At 68.4% G+C, this 17083-nt stretch carries 15 protein-coding genes; 6 read left to right on the forward strand and 9 right to left on the reverse strand.

The features are described 5' to 3' along the window. Positions 1-635, reverse strand: a 635-nt coding sequence (locus SB4_RS12970; RefSeq protein ID WP_420893894.1) for a tetratricopeptide repeat protein, incomplete at its 3' end; no start/stop codon positions are given. A gap of 268 nt (positions 636-903) precedes the next feature. On the opposite strand from SB4_RS12970, the gene SB4_RS12975 reads away from it, so the two are divergent. Continuing rightward, on the forward strand, positions 904-2241 hold the full coding sequence (locus SB4_RS12975) for an SPOR domain-containing protein (protein WP_058752900.1): 1338 nt from the start codon (positions 904-906) through the stop codon (positions 2239-2241). A 19-nt stretch (positions 2242-2260) separates the two neighbouring features. Here SB4_RS12975 and SB4_RS12980 read toward each other — a convergent pair whose 3' ends face one another. Together SB4_RS12980 and SB4_RS12985 are read right to left on the reverse strand one after the other, a co-directional pair. Further along, a complete protein-coding gene (locus tag SB4_RS12980) occupies positions 2261-3448 on the reverse strand; it encodes a BaiN/RdsA family NAD(P)/FAD-dependent oxidoreductase (RefSeq protein WP_058752901.1) in 1188 nt (395 codons plus the stop codon). A 182-nt stretch (positions 3449-3630) separates the two neighbouring features. Continuing rightward, a complete protein-coding gene (locus SB4_RS12985) occupies positions 3631-4086 on the reverse strand; it encodes a GreA/GreB family elongation factor (RefSeq protein WP_058752902.1) in 456 nt (151 codons plus the stop codon). A 220-nt stretch (positions 4087-4306) separates the two neighbouring features. On the opposite strand from SB4_RS12985, the gene SB4_RS12990 reads away from it, so the two are divergent. Further along, positions 4307-6049, forward strand: coding sequence for a DEAD/DEAH box helicase (locus tag SB4_RS12990; RefSeq protein ID WP_058752903.1), 1743 nt, complete (start codon positions 4307-4309; stop codon positions 6047-6049). Positions 6050-6091: 42 nt separating this feature from the next. On the opposite strand, the gene SB4_RS12995 is transcribed toward SB4_RS12990, so the two are convergent. From SB4_RS12995 to SB4_RS13020, 6 genes are all read right to left on the reverse strand, one after another. Continuing rightward, the gene (locus SB4_RS12995; RefSeq protein WP_058752904.1) at positions 6092-7621 is read right to left on the reverse strand and encodes a hypothetical protein; all 1530 of its coding nucleotides are present in this window, start codon (positions 7619-7621) and stop codon (positions 6092-6094) included. A gap of 49 nt (positions 7622-7670) precedes the next feature. Next, positions 7671-8888, reverse strand: a complete 1218-nt coding sequence (locus tag SB4_RS13000; RefSeq protein ID WP_058752905.1) for a dihydroorotase — start codon at positions 8886-8888, stop codon at positions 7671-7673. Continuing rightward, positions 8885-9868 (reverse strand): aspartate carbamoyltransferase catalytic subunit, encoded by a 984-nt coding sequence (locus tag SB4_RS13005; RefSeq protein ID WP_007405051.1) that lies wholly within the window; start codon positions 9866-9868, stop codon positions 8885-8887. The genes SB4_RS13000 and SB4_RS13005 overlap by 4 nt, the downstream gene beginning before the upstream one ends. Continuing rightward, entirely contained in the window at positions 9868-11355 is a 1488-nt protein-coding gene (locus SB4_RS13010; RefSeq protein WP_058752906.1) for a hypothetical protein, read from the reverse strand. The genes SB4_RS13005 and SB4_RS13010 overlap by 1 nt, the downstream gene beginning before the upstream one ends. 135 nt (positions 11356-11490) lie before the next feature. After that, positions 11491-11955 carry a Holliday junction resolvase RuvX gene (gene ruvX / locus SB4_RS13015; protein WP_193753815.1) on the reverse strand — a complete coding sequence of 155 codons (465 nt, stop codon included), beginning with the start codon at positions 11953-11955 and terminating at the stop codon, positions 11491-11493. Next, on the reverse strand, positions 11952-13058 hold the full coding sequence (locus SB4_RS13020) for a DUF3089 domain-containing protein (protein ID WP_058752907.1): 1107 nt from the start codon (positions 13056-13058) through the stop codon (positions 11952-11954). The genes ruvX and SB4_RS13020 overlap by 4 nt, the downstream gene beginning before the upstream one ends. A 138-nt stretch (positions 13059-13196) precedes the next feature. Between SB4_RS13020 and gatC the strand changes: the two genes are divergently transcribed. The 4 genes from gatC to gatB are packed head-to-tail and all read left to right on the forward strand — an operon-like array spanning position 13197 to position 16853. After that, positions 13197-13484, forward strand: coding sequence for an Asp-tRNA(Asn)/Glu-tRNA(Gln) amidotransferase subunit GatC (gene gatC / locus SB4_RS13025; RefSeq protein ID WP_037568622.1), 288 nt, complete (start codon positions 13197-13199; stop codon positions 13482-13484). Then, the gene (gene gatA, locus SB4_RS13030; RefSeq protein WP_058752908.1) at positions 13484-14965 is read left to right on the forward strand and encodes an Asp-tRNA(Asn)/Glu-tRNA(Gln) amidotransferase subunit GatA; all 1482 of its coding nucleotides are present in this window, start codon (positions 13484-13486) and stop codon (positions 14963-14965) included. Before gatC ends, gatA begins: the two co-directional genes overlap by 1 nt. Next, a complete protein-coding gene (locus SB4_RS13035) occupies positions 14959-15375 on the forward strand; it encodes a hypothetical protein (RefSeq protein WP_170171408.1) in 417 nt (138 codons plus the stop codon). The genes gatA and SB4_RS13035 overlap by 7 nt, the downstream gene beginning before the upstream one ends. Continuing rightward, on the forward strand, positions 15372-16853 hold the full coding sequence (gene gatB, locus SB4_RS13040; protein WP_058752909.1) for an Asp-tRNA(Asn)/Glu-tRNA(Gln) amidotransferase subunit GatB: 1482 nt from the start codon (positions 15372-15374) through the stop codon (positions 16851-16853). The genes SB4_RS13035 and gatB overlap by 4 nt, the downstream gene beginning before the upstream one ends. The last annotated feature ends 230 nt before the right edge of the window (positions 16854-17083 follow it).

Consider the following 17083-nt stretch of genomic DNA (forward strand, 5'->3'; position numbering starts at 1 on the left):
GGCTCGGCCCCCACCATCACCCGCGTCGGTCCGGCGGCGGCCGTCAGCGGTCGGGTGGCGAGCTGGGCGCGATATTGCTGGGCCAGCTTCGTGCCCGCCTCGCGATCGGGCGGGGTAATGTACTGGTCCATCTGGGTCAGCGTCTGCGACGCCGATTGCAGCCCCGCCTGCGACGCCAGCGACATCAGCGCATAGGCACGCGGATAGTCGCGCGGCACGCCGTCGCCGTTGAACAGCATCGTGCCCAGCACCAGCTGCGCCCGCGGTTCGCCCCGCGCCACCGACTTCTCCAGCCAGGGTGCGGCTTCGGCCTTCTTGCCGGCCTGGAACAGCGCCAAGCCGTAATTGTCGGAGGCGGGGATATGCCCCTGGATCGCGGCCTTGCGGAACCAGCTTTCGGCGAGCGCGGGGTCGAGGGGAACACCGCGGCCCAGCTTGTAAGCCTGGGCGAGGTTGAACTGCGCATCGGGATCGCCCGCCACGGCGGGGCCGCGCCATTCCTCCACCGCCTTGCGGAAATCGCCCTGTGCCCAGGCATCGGTGCCCGCCTTCACATCGGCCATCGCCGGACCGGCGGCCAGACCGATGGCCATGGCGATCATGCCTGCACCGATGACCGGGAATCTGCGCATCATCTTCGTCCGTCCCCCAATAGGATATCGTCCATCCATGCCCCGCCCCCGGTCGCGGGTAAAGCGGACAGTTGCCGTGTTTACCGTTCGTTAGACGCTTGGGCCCTAGCGTCGGCTCCCATCGGGGAAATGGGGTCATGTACGCACTGTCCTGCTCACCACGACGTCCGGCATCGGTCCGCCTGCGCGCGACCGGACCCTTCGTCGTGCGCCGGGACAGCGGCGCATCGGCAGACGCCCTGTGCCCCCAGGCTCCAGACGGATGACCCCTATGACGACGATCCGCACTCTCCTGACCTGCAGCGTCGGCGCGCTGATCGCGGGGTGCACCGTGAGCGGCCACCGCACCGCGCAACTGGGCGAGGCGACAGGCCCGGCGGCAGAGGCGCGCGCCACCGCCGCGCTCGCCGACCAGACCAGGCGCGTCCTGGCGCAGCGTGACGGCGACGGCGCGGTGGCGCTGGCCGAGCGGCTGGTCGCGGCGGACCCGCATCAGGCGGCCTATCGCGCGCTGCTGGGCCAGGGCTATTTGCAGGCGGGGCGCTTCGCCTCGGCGCGACAGGCCTTTACCGATGCGTTGCAGCTCGATCCCCAGGATGGCCGTTCCGCGCTCAACCTCGCCCTGGCGATGATCGCTGGCGGCTATGGGCAAGGCGCACGGGCATTGTTGCAGCGTCACGCGGGCGCAATTCCCGCCGCCGATCTGGGCCTGGCCCTGTCGCTGTCGGGCGATCCGGCCGAGGGTGTCCGCATCCTGACGGCGGCGGCGCGTGAACAGGGGGCGAGCGTCAAGACCCGGCAGAATCTGGCGCTGTCGCTGGCGCTGGCCGGGCAGTGGGACATGGCGCGCATGGCGGCGTCGGCCGACATGGCCCCGGCCGATGTCGAGGCGCGGATGCAGGAATGGGCCTCCTTCGTCGCTACGACCAGCCCGGCCGATCAGGTCGCCTCGCTGCTCGGAGTGCGCCCGGCATCGGACCGGGGCCAGCCATTGGTGTTGGCGCTGAATGCCGCGCCGTCTGCGGCCGTAGTGCAGGACATGGTCCAGGCGCTGCCGCAACCGGCGGCTCCCGTCGCTATCGACAAGATCCCAGCCCAAATGGCCGAGGCACCGGCCGCGCCGCCTGCGGTGGAAGACTCATCGGCGGCGCGCATCCTGTATGCCGCGCGGCAGGAGGTCGTCCAGCCGCTGGCCCCGCAGCCTTTGGCAACGCAGACCCAAGAGGCTCGGGTGCGGCGCATGGCGGCGGGCCTGGTCACCACGCCCGCACTGCTGCGCCGGGCCGAGGAACGCCGCAAGACCCTCCGGCCCAAGGGCGACTGGAACGTGCAGATCGGCGCGTTCGGCAAGGAGGATGGCGCGCAAAAGGCATGGGCGTTGCTGACCCGGCGCTTCGCCGGTCTGTCGGACTATGCGCCGCAGAGCGGTACGATCCGCCGTCCGGGCGGCAATCTCTATCGTCTGTCGGTCGGCAATCTCACCCGCACCGATGCGGACACGCTGTGCCGCCGTTATCGCGGCGCGGGGGGGGCGTGCTTCGTGCGCCGCCAGGCCGACGACCGCATGGCCTATTGGGCGCGGCCCGGGGTCGGCATGGCGTCGCTCTGACGCTTTCAGGCCTTGGGGATCAGACGGCCTCGCCCGCCGCGCGGCCGCTCGCCCAGGCCCATTGAAAGTTATAGCCGCCCAGCCAGCCGGTGACGTCCACCGCCTCGCCGACGAAATGCAGGCCGGGCACCGCCTTCGCCTCCATCGTCCGGGACGACAGCCCGGCGGTGGATACGCCGCCGACCGTCACTTCGGCCTTGGCATAGCCTTCGCTGCCATTGGGGTGGAACGGCCAGTCGGCCAGCCGTCCTTGTGCCGCCGCCAGCGCCTTGTCGGTCGCCGCGCCCAGTTCGGCGGGCAGCGCCAGCCGTTCGGCCAGCGTCTCGGCCAGCCGGTCGGGCAGATGCTGCGCCAGCGTGCGCCTGGGGCTGGTGCGCGGGGCGGCGCGTTTGGCCGCGAGCAGCCAGTCGTCATCGCAATCGGGCAGGAAGTCGATCCCGATCGCCTCGCCATGCCGCCAATAGGACGACACTTGCAGGATCGCCGGGCCGGACAGGCCGCGATGGGTAAACAGCGCCGCCTCACGAAACCGGGTCTTGCCCGCCCGCGCGACGACCTCGGACGCGACGCCCGACAGTGAGCGGAACAGCGTCTCCTCGCCGCCGAGGGTCAGGGGCACGAGGGCAGGGCGCGGCTCGACGACCTTCAAGCCGAACTGCCGGGCCAGGTCATAGGCATAACCGGTCGCACCCATTTTCGGGATGCTCGGCCCGCCGGTCGCGACGATCAGCCGCGGGGTGGCAAAGGCCTTGCCGCCCCGCGTGACGTGGAACTGGGTGCCGTCATGGGTGACGCTTTCGATCGACTGGCCCAGCGCGATGTCGACCGATCCGCCCGACCGGACGGCCTTGTCGCATTCGTCGAGCAGCATCGCGACGATCTGCCGCGCAGAGCCGTCGCAGAACAGCTGGCCCAGCGTCTTTTCGTGCCAAGCGATGCCATGCGCCTCGACCAGCGCCAGAAAATCGGCGGGCGTGTAGCGGCCCAGCGCCGATTTGGCGAAATGCGGGTTGGCCGACAGGAAGCGATCGGGCGCGGTGCCGACATTGGTGAAGTTGCACCGCCCGCCGCCCGAGATGAGGATTTTCTTCCCCGGCGCATCGGCATGGTCGACGACCAGGACGCGCCGCCCCCGCTGCCCGGCGGTCGCCGCCGCCATGAGCCCCGCCGCCCCTGCGCCGAGGATGATTGCGTCATATTGCTGCATGATGGGGGTTTAGGGGGAAATAGGAGAGGAGGATATACGGTTGTTCTTGGCACGCCCCTCCCGCATGCGGGAGGGGATGGGGGAGGGTTTTGCCACAAGCGTGTAGTCTCTGCGAGGCGCCTTTCCCTCCCCTCGATCCCCTCCCGCTTGCGGGAGGGGAGGAAGAAGGAAGAAGGTGGGTTTTAATCGACCTCTAAAATTTCCACGGCATCCGCCTTGCCCCCGAACGCCACCATCTCTCCCGACATCGCACCCATCAGGGCGCGGGCGAGCGGTGCAGCATAGGCGATGCGGTCATGGGCGGGGTCGGCTTCGTCATGGCCGACGATGGTCAGCGTTCTGGTCTGGCCGTTGAGGCGGATCGTCACCACACTGCCGATGCCGACCTCATCCTCGGCGGGCGTAGGGGCGATCTCGGCGGTGGCGGCGCGGGTATTCCAATAACGCAGTTCGCGCTGGAGGCGGGTGCGTTCCTCTTCCTCGGTCGCGGCGGCGACGGCGGCCTCAACCTCCGTCACTTTCGCGCGGGTCAGCTCGAGCCCGCGGGCCGTGACCAGATTGGGCCCGGGTGGAATCGGCAGCTCGAACTTGGGTTCGAGATGTTCCTCGTCGGATTCGCGGCGGAAGGCGACACTCATCGGGGCTGAACGTTCCAGGTCATGGCCAAGCTCCATGACGGGCGCAACGCTTCGTCGCAAGCACCGTCGGCGGGCGCTTGAGTTTTCAATGCAATCGTGTATAGGGTCACGCTTTCACGGAACGCCAATATTCACCCGTGCCGCATGGGTGTATCCGCCAACCGAGAGGGATGGGTCCCTTGGTTCGGCGGTACGCGCTCCTTTTTCTGTTGGAGTCCCCATGCCTTTTTCTGCTTTGCCGCCGGTCCTGTCGGCTGCCCTTTCCGCGCGTGGCTATACCGCGCCGACCCCCGTCCAGGCCGCCGTTATCGAGGATGATGCGCAGGGCCGCGACCTGATCGTGTCCGCGCAGACCGGCTCGGGCAAGACCGTCGCCTTTGGCCTCGCCATGGCGAGCGAGCTGCTGAACGGTGGCGATCACCTGCCGCAGCCGGGCGCACCGATGGCGCTGGTCATCGCGCCGACGCGCGAGCTGGCGCTGCAGGTCAGCCGCGAGCTGGAATGGCTTTATGCCGGGGCGCGTGCGCGCATCGCGACCTGCGTCGGCGGCATGGACGCCTCGCGCGAGCGTCGGGCGCTCAGCCATGGCACGCACATCGTCGTCGGCACGCCGGGCCGTCTGCGCGACCATCTGGAACGCGGCGCGCTCGACCTGTCGTCGCTGAAGTTCGTCGTCCTCGACGAGGCGGACGAGATGCTCGATATGGGTTTCCGCGAGGACCTGGAGCAGATCCTCGACGGTACCCCGTCCGAGCGCCGTACGCTCCTGTTCTCGGCGACCATGCCGCGCCCGATCGTGCAGCTCGCCAAGCGTTACCAGACCAATGCCAAGCGGATCGAGACGATCAGCGAGGACAAGGGTCATGCCGACATCGCCTATCAGGCGGTGACGGTCGCTCCCGCCGATATCGAGGCGGCGGTGGTCAACCTGTTGCGCCTGCACGAGGCGGAGGTCGCGATCCTGTTCTGCGCCACCCGCGACAATGTCCGTCACCTGCACGCGAGCCTGGTCGAGCGCGGCTTCTCGGCGGTGGCGTTGTCGGGTGAGCATTCGCAGAACGAGCGTAACCATGCGCTCCAGGCACTTCGGGACGGCCGTGCGCGCGTCTGCGTCGCGACCGACGTCGCCGCGCGCGGTATCGACCTTCCCGGCCTGACGCTGGTCATCCATGTCGAAATCCCCCGCGATGCCGAAGCGCTTCAGCACCGTTCGGGCCGTACCGGTCGTGCGGGCCGCAAGGGCACCGCGATCCTGATCGTGCCCTATCCGCGCCGTCGCCGGGTCGAGGGCATGCTTCGCGGCGCCCGCATCGACGCCGAATGGCGCCGCGCGCCGACGCTGGAGGAAATCCGCGAGCAGGACCGTGAGCGTCTGCTGACCGCGCTGCTCGCGCCGGTCGAAGTGGACGAAGGCGATCGTGAGCTGGCCACCCGCCTGCTCGCCGAGAAGTCGCCTGAGGACATCGCCGCCGCGCTGGTCCGCGCGCACCGCGCCGCGCTGCCCCAGGCCGAGGAACTGGTCGAGGGGGATGCGCCGCCGCCGCGCGAGCGTCGCGAAGGCTTTGACGATACGGTCTGGTTCCGCATGAATGTCGGTCGCCGCCAGAATGCCGATCCGCGTTGGCTGCTGCCGCTGATCTGCCGTCGCGGGCACATCACCCGCAACGAGATCGGCGCAATCCGCATCCAGCCGACCGAGACGCTGTTCGAGGTGCCGACCGCGCTGGCTTCGCGCTTCATCGCCGCGCTCAAGCGGACCGAGGCGGATCAGGCCGAGGACGATATCGCCATCGAGCAGGCCGATGGTCCGCCCGCCGGTGGTGCGCCCAGCGGTGGCGCGCGTCGTGGTCCGGGTGGCGGTGGCCGCCCCGGTGGCGGCGGTCGCCCGAGCGGCCCCGGCGGCCCGCGTCGTTATGCGCCGCGCCCCACGGGCGGCGCACCGCGCGGCCCGCGTCGCGGCTAAGCGGATTTCGGAACGGCCGGGCATGTCCCGGCCGTTTTGCTGTCAGGGCCCGACCCGGTAGAGCGCGGTGTCGAAGGTCGCATAGATCGGCCGATGACCGGGCCAGAGCGGCCCCAGCCCACGTCGGTCCAGCACCCAGAGATAATCGATCCGTCCGCGCGGCAGGATCGCGATGCGCCGATGCAGCGCCCCTAGATCGACCTTGCCGCAGCCCCAGGCGGGTATCTGTTCGGATGGATCGTTGCTGATCTCCGGGGGCAGCGGATAACGGACGCGGAGCAGCGGCGCGCCCAGCACCCGCCACTGGCTGTTCACCAGCGCCTCGCGCCGGTCGATCGCCAGATCGGGCAGATGCGACCAGGCTTGCGTCGTCCAGCCCGCATGGCAGCCATCGGTTAGCGTGACGGCATGGATGCGCGCACCCATGGGTACGATATCCAGGGCCTTAAGCGCGGCTTCATAGCGCATGCCTTCACGATGCCAGCGCACACCCATCTCGCCGCAGCGGAGCAGGAACAGTGCGATGGCGATCGCCGCCAGCACCTGTCCGTCCCGCGCGCGTTCAGTCGAGCGGAGCGACACGAGCGCGGCCATCACCGCCACCGGCACCAGTCGTTCGTCGGCGGCCCAACTGCCCATCAGCGTGGTCGGCATGACGAGGCACAGCAGCGCCAGCAGCGCCGCCCCCAGGCCCATCCGTCCGTCGACCTTCACCGACCCCCGCCACCAGAGCGCGGCGACGACCAGCCCCAGGATGATCGGCGTGCCGATATCGATCACCGGCGATCCACCGCGCAACAACGCGACCCAGCCCATCAGCTTTCGCATCAGCAGATGGTCCTGATACAGCCCGATGGCACTGCCGCTTCCCCCGCTCCAGGCCAGGGTCAGCAGCAACGGCGGCAGCAGGGCGAGGCCGGGCGGAATCGATGCCGCCACGCTCCGCCAGTGCCGCTCGCGCGCCCAGCGTTCGCCCTCATACCCGGCGACGAGCGTGACCAGCACGACCCACCCCATGGCATGGGCCAGCCAGGTGACGAACGCCAATGGCGTCACCACGATCAGCAGTCGCCACAATGGCCCCTCGCGCAGCCTGATCCAGGCGGCGAAACTCAGAAAGGCGAGGCCGATGGCCAGCCCATAATTGACGAAGCCGAAGTGGAAGGGATTGCCCAGCACGAAGATCGCGGCGGCCAGCGCGGAAGGCTGGATACGACCGTGCAGCGCCCGACTGACCGCTGCCACGCCGGCAATTCCCAGCACCGGCATCAGCGCGGCGGCGATGATCCCGGCGCCTTGCGCGCCAGTCCAAGGGCCCAGGCCCCATGCGATCAGGTCGCCGCCCAGATTGCCGACCAGATGCCAGTGGAAGTCGTAATAAGCCGACAGCCAGGCCGAATGCTGGCCGCGCAGCATCACCGCGTAACGGCCGATATGCCCGTACAGGTCGGTCATCACCGGCAACGGCGCGACCCAGAAGGGGATCAGCGCCGCGACCAGCAGCAATAGCAGCGGCCAAGCATAGGAGCGGCCGCTCGGCGGGGCGGTATCGGGATGGGTGCGCGGTGTCACAGCCTATGCTGGAACAGCGACGGCCCCGATGCCAGCCCCATCGCGCGGGTCAGGCGATCTCTCGCCCGGCCTTCCACAGCCGCAGGGTGCGACCCTGGACCGGGAAGCCGTCGAACGGCGTATTGCCCGCCGAGGCAAAGGCGTCGCCCGACACCATCCACGGCGTCTCCGCGTCGAACAGCATCAGGTCGGCGGGCTTGCCCGGCTCCAGCGTGCCGGTGTCGAGGCTGAGAATCTTGGCCGGGTTGGTCGCCAGCAGGGCAAACAGGCGGGGCAGGGTGATCCGCTCGTCGCGGACCAGCATCAGCGCCAGCGGAAGGAGCGTCTCGGCCCCCGCCATGCCCGCCTCGGCATCGACGAAGGGCAGGCGCTTGGACTCCGGCCCGTGCGGGTCATGGCCCGAGCCGATGACGTCGACCGTCCCGTCCGCGACGGCCGCCAGCGCCGCCTGCCGATCGCTCTCGTCGCGCAAGGGGGGGGAGAGCCGGGCATAGGTGCGGAAATCGGTGACCGCGATGTCGGACAGGTGGAGATGCGCGGGCGTGATGCCGCACGTCACCTTCACGCCGCGCCGCTTGGCCGCGCGGATCAGGTCGAAGCCCGAAGCGGTCGTCACCTGCCGGATGTGCAGCCTCGCGCCCGTCTCCTCCGCCAGCATCAGGTCGCGCGCGATGGCGAGCGATTCGGCGATGGCGGGGGCCGAGGGCAGGCCCAGGCGGCTGGCCGTCTCGCCCTCGGTCGCGACTGCATCGGCCGTGAGACCGCCGTCTTCGGCATGGGAAATGACGGTCAGGCCCAGATCGCCCGCATAGGCGAGCACCCGGTGCATCACGCCCGAATCGGCGATCCAGCCGCGCCCGGTGCCGACCGCCTTCGCGCCTGCCGAAACGCACACCGCCATTTCGGCGAGATCGGTCCCCGCGAGCGAACGGGTCGCCGCCGCAATGGGGTGAATCCACAGGTCCGGCCGCCCGATCAGCGCGGCGCGCTGCACCACGCCGGGATCGTCGAGTACGGGTGACTGATCGGGCATCAGGCCGATGCGCACGATGCCGCCTGCGCGGAAGGCCGCATGGTCGACCTTGAACACGCCCAGGTCGACGATACCGGGGGCGAGCAGCTTGCCGCCGCAGTCCACGACCGTCGCGCCTTCCGGCGCATCGCCCATGCCGGTGACGACGCCATTTTCGACCAGCAGCGTCTGGCCGCGAGTCTCGCCACCCACCGGGCAGATCAGGACGGCATTGGTGAAGGCGGTGATGCTCATGCCCAGCCCTCCAGCTTGCGGGCGCGGCGGGTCAGCACATCCAGGCACGCCATGCGCACCGCAACGCCCATCGCCACTTGCTCGGTGATTGCCGATTGCGGGCCGTCGGCTACCTCCGAGTCGATCTCGACCCCCCGGTTCATCGGACCTGGGTGCATGACCAGCGCGCCGGGCTTGGCGCGTTTCAGGCGCTCGGCAGTCAGGCCGTAGCGCATCCGGTATTCGCGGGTGGAGGGAATGTATCCACCCGCCATCCGCTCGTTCTGGACGCGCAGCATCATGACGACATCGGCGTCCTCGATCGCTTCGTCGAAGTCGGTGAAGGGGGTGACGAACATCCGCTCGATCCCCTTGGGCATCAGCGTCGAGGGCGCGCAGACCCGCACCTCGGCGGCCAGCGCGGTGAGGGCGAGGATGTCCGAGCGTGCGACCCGGCTGTGCAGGATGTCTCCGCAGATCACGACCTTCTGCCCCGCCACGCTGCCCCGGCGGCGGCGGATGGTCAGCATGTCCAGCAAGGCCTGCGTGGGATGCTCGTGCCGTCCGTCGCCTGCGTTCAGGACCGGGCAGTCGACCTTGTCGGCGATCAGGCGAACCGCACCGCTCGCCATGTGGCGGATCACGATGACATCGGCGCGCATCGCGTTCAGCGTCATCGCCGTGTCGATCAGCGTCTCGCCCTTTTTCACGCTCGATTGGGCGGCGTGCATGTTGACCACGTCGGCACCCAGCCGCTTGCCCGCAATCTCGAAGGACAGGAGCGTCCGGGTCGAGTTCTCGAAGAACGCGTTGATCTGGGTCAGGCCCGCCAGCCGCGTGTCGGGCGTATCGGTCGCGCCGCGATCGAGCCAATGTTCCGCCTCGTCGAGCAGGAACATGATCTCATGCGGTTGAAGGCCGTCGATTCCGGTCAGATGCCGGTGCGGGAAAACGGCACCACCCTGAATGAGCGTGCCGGGGCGATGATCCGAGGTCTGCATTAAAGCCGCCGGGTAGCGGCCGGGACAGCATTCGGCAAGGCTCCTGTGGGCATCGGCCATGCCTCCAGCACATAGCCATAGCCGATGCGCCGCAATCGCGCCCGGCCGATGGGGAAGCCTTGCGCGCGCAGTTCCGCCGTCAGGCCGTCGACCGTAACCGGCTGACCCGCCGCATGTTCGGTCCAGAACAGGGTGGGACAGTCGCTTGCCATGTCGTGACCGCTGGCCATCGGAAAGCCGAAATGCGCCGCGACGATCCGGTAGGCGAAGGGGAAGACGACGCGATTCTCGACCGGCGGGGCCGCCATGGCGATGCTGTTGCCTGCCGCATGGACATGGATGTGGGTGGTGGGGCAGGCGCGCCGGATCGCGGCGATGGTGCTGCCGGTGCCGTACCAGCTGGGTTGCGCCACGGTCCGGGCCAGATTTTCACGGATCGCCACCATCGCGGCCAGGGTCATCGCCGCCGACAGCAGGACCACGACCACCGGCCGCGCCCGGTCGAGCAGCGCGGTGACGCCCAGCGCCAGGATCATCGCAATGGGCGGATGGAGCGTGACCAGATAGCGACCGATAATGAAGGGCCGCCACAGATGGATCGCGACCATCAGGATAACGGCAATCCCCAGCCCGACCGCCAGCGTCAGCGCGAGATCGGCATGATCGGTAAGGCGGCGGTCGCGCCAGCTCCGCCAGGCCAGCATCGCAAAGCCGATCGTCGCCAGGACCGTCACCGCCGGATTGGCGGTCAGGCTGCCCAGCACCTCGATCTCGATAGCCCAGCGCGCGGCGTCGAGACCACCGGGTATCCAGAAGCTGCGCGTATTGGCTTCGATCTGTCCGAACGACCAGAGCAGGTGGACCAGCATCGGAACTGCCGCCAGCGCCGCCGCCGCGAACAAGTGGAACGCACCATGCCCGTCACGGGCCAGCAGGCGGCGCATAATCATGGCGGCGGCCAGCGACCCGACGACGATGCTCGCCGCCAGATGCACGTTGAACGCGATGAGGAGGGCGAAGGTCAGCATGGCCCATGCCGCCCGGCGATGGGTCCGGTGGCCCCGGTCGAACGCGATCAGGGCAGCGACCGCCACCGCGGCGGATGCGAAAGCCAGATAATTGGAGCGCAACTCGGCCGCCCGATCGATCGCAGGCCAGGCGCTGGCAAGGCCGACCGCGAAGACCCAGCCGAGCCGCCGCAGCGGATACGGGATCAGCCACCATGCGAGCTGGACGGTCGCGGCGAGCAGGACGAACAGATTGACCCACCGCCGCTCCTCGACCGTTGCCCCCAGCCAACTGGTCGCGCGAGCCAGCGCGTAGAAGAGCGGCGGATGATTGTCGGCCAGCCAGCGGCTGAAAGCGTAGGGCAGCGGAACGCCCGGCCGGGTGACATAGAGCGTATAGAACTCGTCATACCAGGGGCCGCGCAACCGCATCGCGGCGACCATGGCGCTGACCAGCGCAGCGAGGACGAGCGCCAGCATCGCGCCAATCCACGGGGACGTCCCGCTCCAGAGGCGGGAGCGCGGTGGCGACGCGGCGGGCTGGTCCGAAATCATGCGCGGTCAGGTCTGCCTCACCGGCCGTTCGGCGACAAGCGTGGAGGGAAGGGGGATTCCCTACGCCATCACCAGAGCATCGATCGCGGCCTGCAGGATATGCGCGGCGGCCAGATTGTCGATCCGCTCGGCCCGCTTCGCGCGGCTCATATCCTGTTCGATCATCGTGCGTTCGACCGCGACGGTCGACCAGCGTTCGTCCCACAGCAGGATCGGGCCCAGATCGGCGCAGTTGCGGGCGAAGCTGCGGGTCGATTGCGAGCGCGGGCTTTCGCTGCCGTCGAGGTTCAGCGGCAGGCCGATGACCAGGCCCTGCACCCCCTGCTGCGCGATCATCGCGATCAGCTGTTCCTTGTCCTTGGTGAACTTGGTCCGGCGGATCAGGGTGGCGGGGCTGGCGAAGCTCCATCCGGCGTCGCACAAGGCGGTGCCCACCGTCTTGGTGCCGACGTCCAGCCCGATCAGCCGCCCGCCGGAGGGGAGGGCGGCGCGGAATGCACTACGGTCGGTGGTGATCAGGCTCATCGAAAGGCTTTCAAACGGCGTTCCGCATCGGCGCGGACATTTGCCCAGAACAGGCTATAGTCATAGACGTGGTAATTGTTGCCCGGCAGCACATAGGGGCCGACGCTCGGTCCCTCGCCGATGGTCAGGATGCCGCGCCCCTCACACTTGGCGGGGACCTTGCCCGCCGCGATGGCGGCGGTCTTCAGGTCGGCGGACGGGTAGAGCGTACCCAGATTGGCGGTGGCGGGCGCTGCGCCGCCGGGCGCGCCGGTCAGCGGGTTGGTGCACAACATCGCGGTGTCCTTACGGGACGCGCCCGTATAGCCGTTGGTCTTGTCGAATACGTCGAGGATCAGCGACGGGTCGGCGGGCTCGCCGAAGCTCTGCCAGCTGAGGATACAGCCGGTCTGGTCGGGCTTCTCGCACGCCGGCAGGCCCATGGCGGGCAGGTCGGCGGTCATCGAGATCGGCCAGCCGACGACATAGGCCGCCACGATCCGCCGCTTGAGCGCGGGGGCCTTCGCCACCCGGTCGGTCAGCAGGCGCGACAGGTGCAGCGCGCCCTGGCTGTGCCCGGCGAGGATCAGCGGGCGGTTGGGATCGACCTGTTCCAGAAAGGCGGTGAAGGCCGCGTCCACGTCGCGGTAGGCGAGGTCGAGCGCCTGCTCGGCATCCGCCACGCTGGTCAGGAACGCACCGAAGGTCGCCTGGCGATAGCGCGGTGCCCAGATGTCGCCCGCTTCGTTGAACGCGCTCGCCTGTCCACGCAGGAACAGCTCGGCGCGGGCGTTCGTCTCGGGATCGTCGATCGGCGCGTTCCAGTGCGCCTTGTTGATGTAGGAGGTCGGGTGGATGAAGAACACCGCCGCGCCCTGACCGGGCTGGCCGGGAGTATAGCCGGTGGGCGTCCACAAGGCGGGATTGTTCGGAATGTCGGGCTGCGCCAGCCACATCACTCGCCGCTTGTAGATTTCCGCTGGCGGGGCCGCCTGCGCCTGGAACGACTCGGAGGGGACGGTGGACCAGCGGAGCAGCTGGTTACCGAACATGCGATAGGCAAAGGCCGCCGCGATCGTCAGCACGATGAGCGTCGCCACGACATAGAGGAATTTGCGCGCCAAATCATCACTCCGTTGTGCGGTGCAGCAAGACTGGACGGCCCGCAATTGCTATCCATGATGCCCCACTTGTCCCCATTGCAATCGCCGAGGCGGCAAAAGCGTTGCGCGAAGCCGCGCGGCGATGCTAGCCGCAAATCCATGTCCGTAGATACCGCAACCGTGAAGAAGATCGCGAGCCTTGCCCGCATCGCGATCACCGAGGAGGACGCGACGCGCCTCGCCCCCGAGCTTGGGAACATCCTGGGCTGGATCGAGCAACTGGGTGAGGTCGATACCCAAGGGGTCGAGCCGATGACCGCGGTGATCCCGAACCAGCTTCGCCTGCGTGACGACGTCGTCAATGACGGCGGCATCCGCGACCTCCTCATGCAGAATGCGCCGCAGGCCGAACATGGCTTCTTCACGGTGCCGAAAGTGATCGAATAATGACTGATCTCACCACACTCGGCATCGCCGCCATCCGTGACGGCGTGCGCGACGGCCAGTTCAAGGCGCGCGAAGTCGCCGAGGCTTTCAACGCGAAGGTCGCGGGCGCCGACGCGCTCAACGCCTTCCTGGTCAAGACCCCGGAACATGCGCTCGCCGCCGCCGATGCGGCCGATGCCGCGCGCGCCGCTGGCGAGACGCTCAAGCCGCTGGCCGGTGTGCCGATCGGCATGAAGGACCTGTTCGCGACCAAGGGCGTCGCGACCACCGCCGCCAGCAAGATCCTCGAAGGCTTCGTGCCGCCCTATGAGTCGACGGTTTCGCAGAATCTGTGGAACGCGGGCGCGGGCATGCTCGGCAAGTTGAACCTCGACCAGTTCGCCATGGGCTCGTCCAACGAGACCAGCGCGTTCGGCCACGTCATCTCGCCCTGGCGTCGTCCGAACGATACCGCTCCGCTCGCCCCCGGCGGGTCGTCGGGTGGGTCGTCGACGGCGGTGTCGGCAGGTCTGGCGCCCGGTGCGACCGGCACCGACACCGGCGGCTCGATCCGCCAGCCCGCCGCCTTTACCGGCATTTCGGGCATCAAGCCGACCTATGGCCGCTGCTCGCGCTGGGGCACGATCGCGTTTGCCTCCTCGCTCGACCAGGCGGGGCCGATGGCGCGCGACGTCCGCGACTGCGCGATCATGCTGGAGGCGATGGCGGGCTTCGATGCCAAGGACGCCACCTCGCTGAAGCTCGATGTGCCCAACTGGGAAGCCGCGCTGTCGACCGACCTGAAGGGCAAGAAGGTCGGCGTGCCCAAGGAATACCGGGTCGACGGCATGCCCGCCGAGATCGAGGCGCTGTGGCAACAGGGCATCGACTGGATGCGCGATGCAGGGGCAGAGATCGTCGAGGTCTCGCTGCCGCACACGAAGTACGCGCTGCCTGCGTACTACATCATCGCGCCCGCTGAGGCGTCGTCCAACCTCGCCCGCTATGACGGCGTGCGCTATGGCCTGCGCGACCTGCCCGAAGGGGCGGGGTTGCAGGACATGTACGCCGCGACCCGCGCCGCCGGGTTCGGCGACGAGGTAAAGCGCCGCATCCTGATCGGCACCTACGTCCTGTCGGCGGGCTTCTACGACGCCTATTACACCCAGGCGCAGAAGGTCCGCACGCTGATCGCCCGCGATTTCGAGCGGGCGTTCGAGCAATGCGACGTGCTGCTGACCCCCACCGCGCCCTCGGCGGCGTTCGCGCTGGGCGAGAAGCAGGCCGATCCGCTGGCCATGTACCTCAACGACGTGTTCACGGTGCCCGCCTCGCTGGCCGGGCTCCCCGCCATGTCGGTGCCGGGCGGTCTGGACAAGGACGGGCTGCCGCTCGGCCTTCAGATCATCGGCAAGCCGCTGGACGAGCAGGGCGTGCTGAACGCTGGCCTCGCCATCGAGCAGCGCGCGGGCTTCACCGCCCGTCCGCAGGCCTGGTGGTAAGCGACCGAGCCTTTTCGGCCCGCAACATCGCGGTGTTGCGGGAGGCGCAGGGCGCCCTGAACGTCGCGTTCGGGGCGATCCTCAGCGCCTATGTCGGCGTGTCGCTGAGCCATATGGAAAGCCAGCCCTTCGACCATCACACGCTGGCGCGCTTCTTCCTGGGCGTGGCGGGGTTCATCCTGTGCCTGTGCGTGGGCAACAGCGTGATCCTGCGCGGTGAGGTGCGGCTGGGCATCCTGTTCCTGCTGCTGGGGGCGGGCGCGGCCTATATCGGGTTGCGGGAGGCGCGGCATCTCGGCTTCGAGACGTCCGTCCTGCGCATCCTGTCGAGCTGCTGGATCGTGGCCCTGCTGGGCAGCAACGCCGTCCTGACGGCGATCAACTATCTTCATCATCGAGATCGAACATGAGCGAATATCGCATCCAGGGCGCGACGGGGGAATGGGAGGTCGTGATCGGCCTGGAAGTCCATGCCCAGGTCACCACCAACGCCAAGCTGTTCTCGGGCGCGGCGACCGCGTTCGGCGCGGAGCCCAATACCCAGGTCTCGCTGGTCGATGCCGCGATGCCCGGCATGCTCCCTGTGCCCAACATGGAGTGCATCCGCCAGGCGGTGCGCACCGGCATGGCGATCGACGCGCAGATCAATAAGTGGTCGCGCTTCGACCGGAAGAATTACTTCTACGCCGATCTGCCGCAGGGCTATCAGATCAGCCAGCTCTATCACCCGCTGGTGGGTGAAGGCGCGATCGAGATCAGCCTGGACGAGAAGAACCCCGACGGCCCGACCAAGTCGATCGGCGTCGAGCGTATCCATGTCGAGCAGGATGCGGGCAAGCTGATGCACGACCAGCATCCGACGCGCTCCTATGTCGACCTCAATCGCTCGGGCGTGGCACTGATGGAGATCGTCAGCCGCCCCGACATGCGTTCGCCTGCCGAAGCAGGGGCTTATCTCCGCAAGCTGCGGGCGATCCTGCGGTACGTGGGTAGCTGCGACGGCAACATGGAAGAAGGATCGATGCGCGCCGACGTCAACGTCTCGGTGCGCAAGCCCGGCGACGAATTCGGCACGCGCACCGAGACCAAGAACGTCAACTCGGTGCGCTTCGTGATGGCCGCGATCGAATATGAGGCCAAGCGCCAGGTCGCGGTGCTGGAGGACGGTGGCAAGATCGTCCAGGAAACGCGCCTGTTCAACGTCGAGAGCGGCACCACCCGCTCGATGCGGTCGAAGGAAGATGCGCATGATTACCGCTACTTCCCCGATCCCGACCTGCTGCCGTTGGAGCTGACCGACGCGTTCCTCGACGAATGCCGCGCCAGCCTGCCCGAACTGCCCGACGCCAAGCGTCGCCGCTATGAGGCGCTGGGCCTGACCCCGTACAATGCGGGCGTATTGACCGCCGAAGTCGAGACGGCGCGCTGGTTCGACGGGCTGCTGGATGCACTGGAGGGTACGAGCGCCAAGCCAGCCCAGGCGGCGAACTGGGTCGCGGCCGAGCTGTTCGGCGCGCTCAATCGGCTGGGCAAGGACATCACCGAGAGCCCGGTATCGCCTGCTCAGGCGGCGGAGCTGCTGGCGCTGGTGGCGGACGGTACGCTGTCGGGAAGCCTGTCGAAGCAGGTGTTCGAGATCATGCTGGAGACGGGCGACGGTCCGTCCAAAATCGTCGAGGAACGCGGCCTCAAGCAGACCAGCGACACCGGCGCGATCGAGGCGGTGATCGCCGAGGTTCTGGAGAAGAATCCGAACCAGTTGGGTCAGTATCGTGGGGGCAAGGAAGCACTGTTCGGCTTCTTCGTCGGTCAGACGATGAAGGCGATGGGCGGCAAGGCGAACCCGGCGGTGGTCAATGACCTGCTGAAGAAGGCTTTGGCGGGATAATCTAGGGCCCCTCTCCCGCAAGCGGGACGGCGCCGTGGGGAGGGTAGGGAGCCTCGCAGAGTGTATCGCCTGTGGCTTTCCCTCCCCCATCCCCTCCCGCTTGCGGGAGGGGCGTGTTTTGGGCAAGCGGTACGCGCTATCGAAAGCGTTCGGGCTTGGCGAGCGGCTTGGGATAACCTCTGCACCTCGCCGCAAACTCCTCCCCTCCCGCAGGCGGGAGGGGCTGGGGG

It is taken from the genome of Sphingomonas sanguinis (assembly GCF_001476905.1).
GTDB classification, from domain to species: Bacteria; Pseudomonadota; Alphaproteobacteria; order Sphingomonadales; family Sphingomonadaceae; genus Sphingomonas; species Sphingomonas sanguinis_B.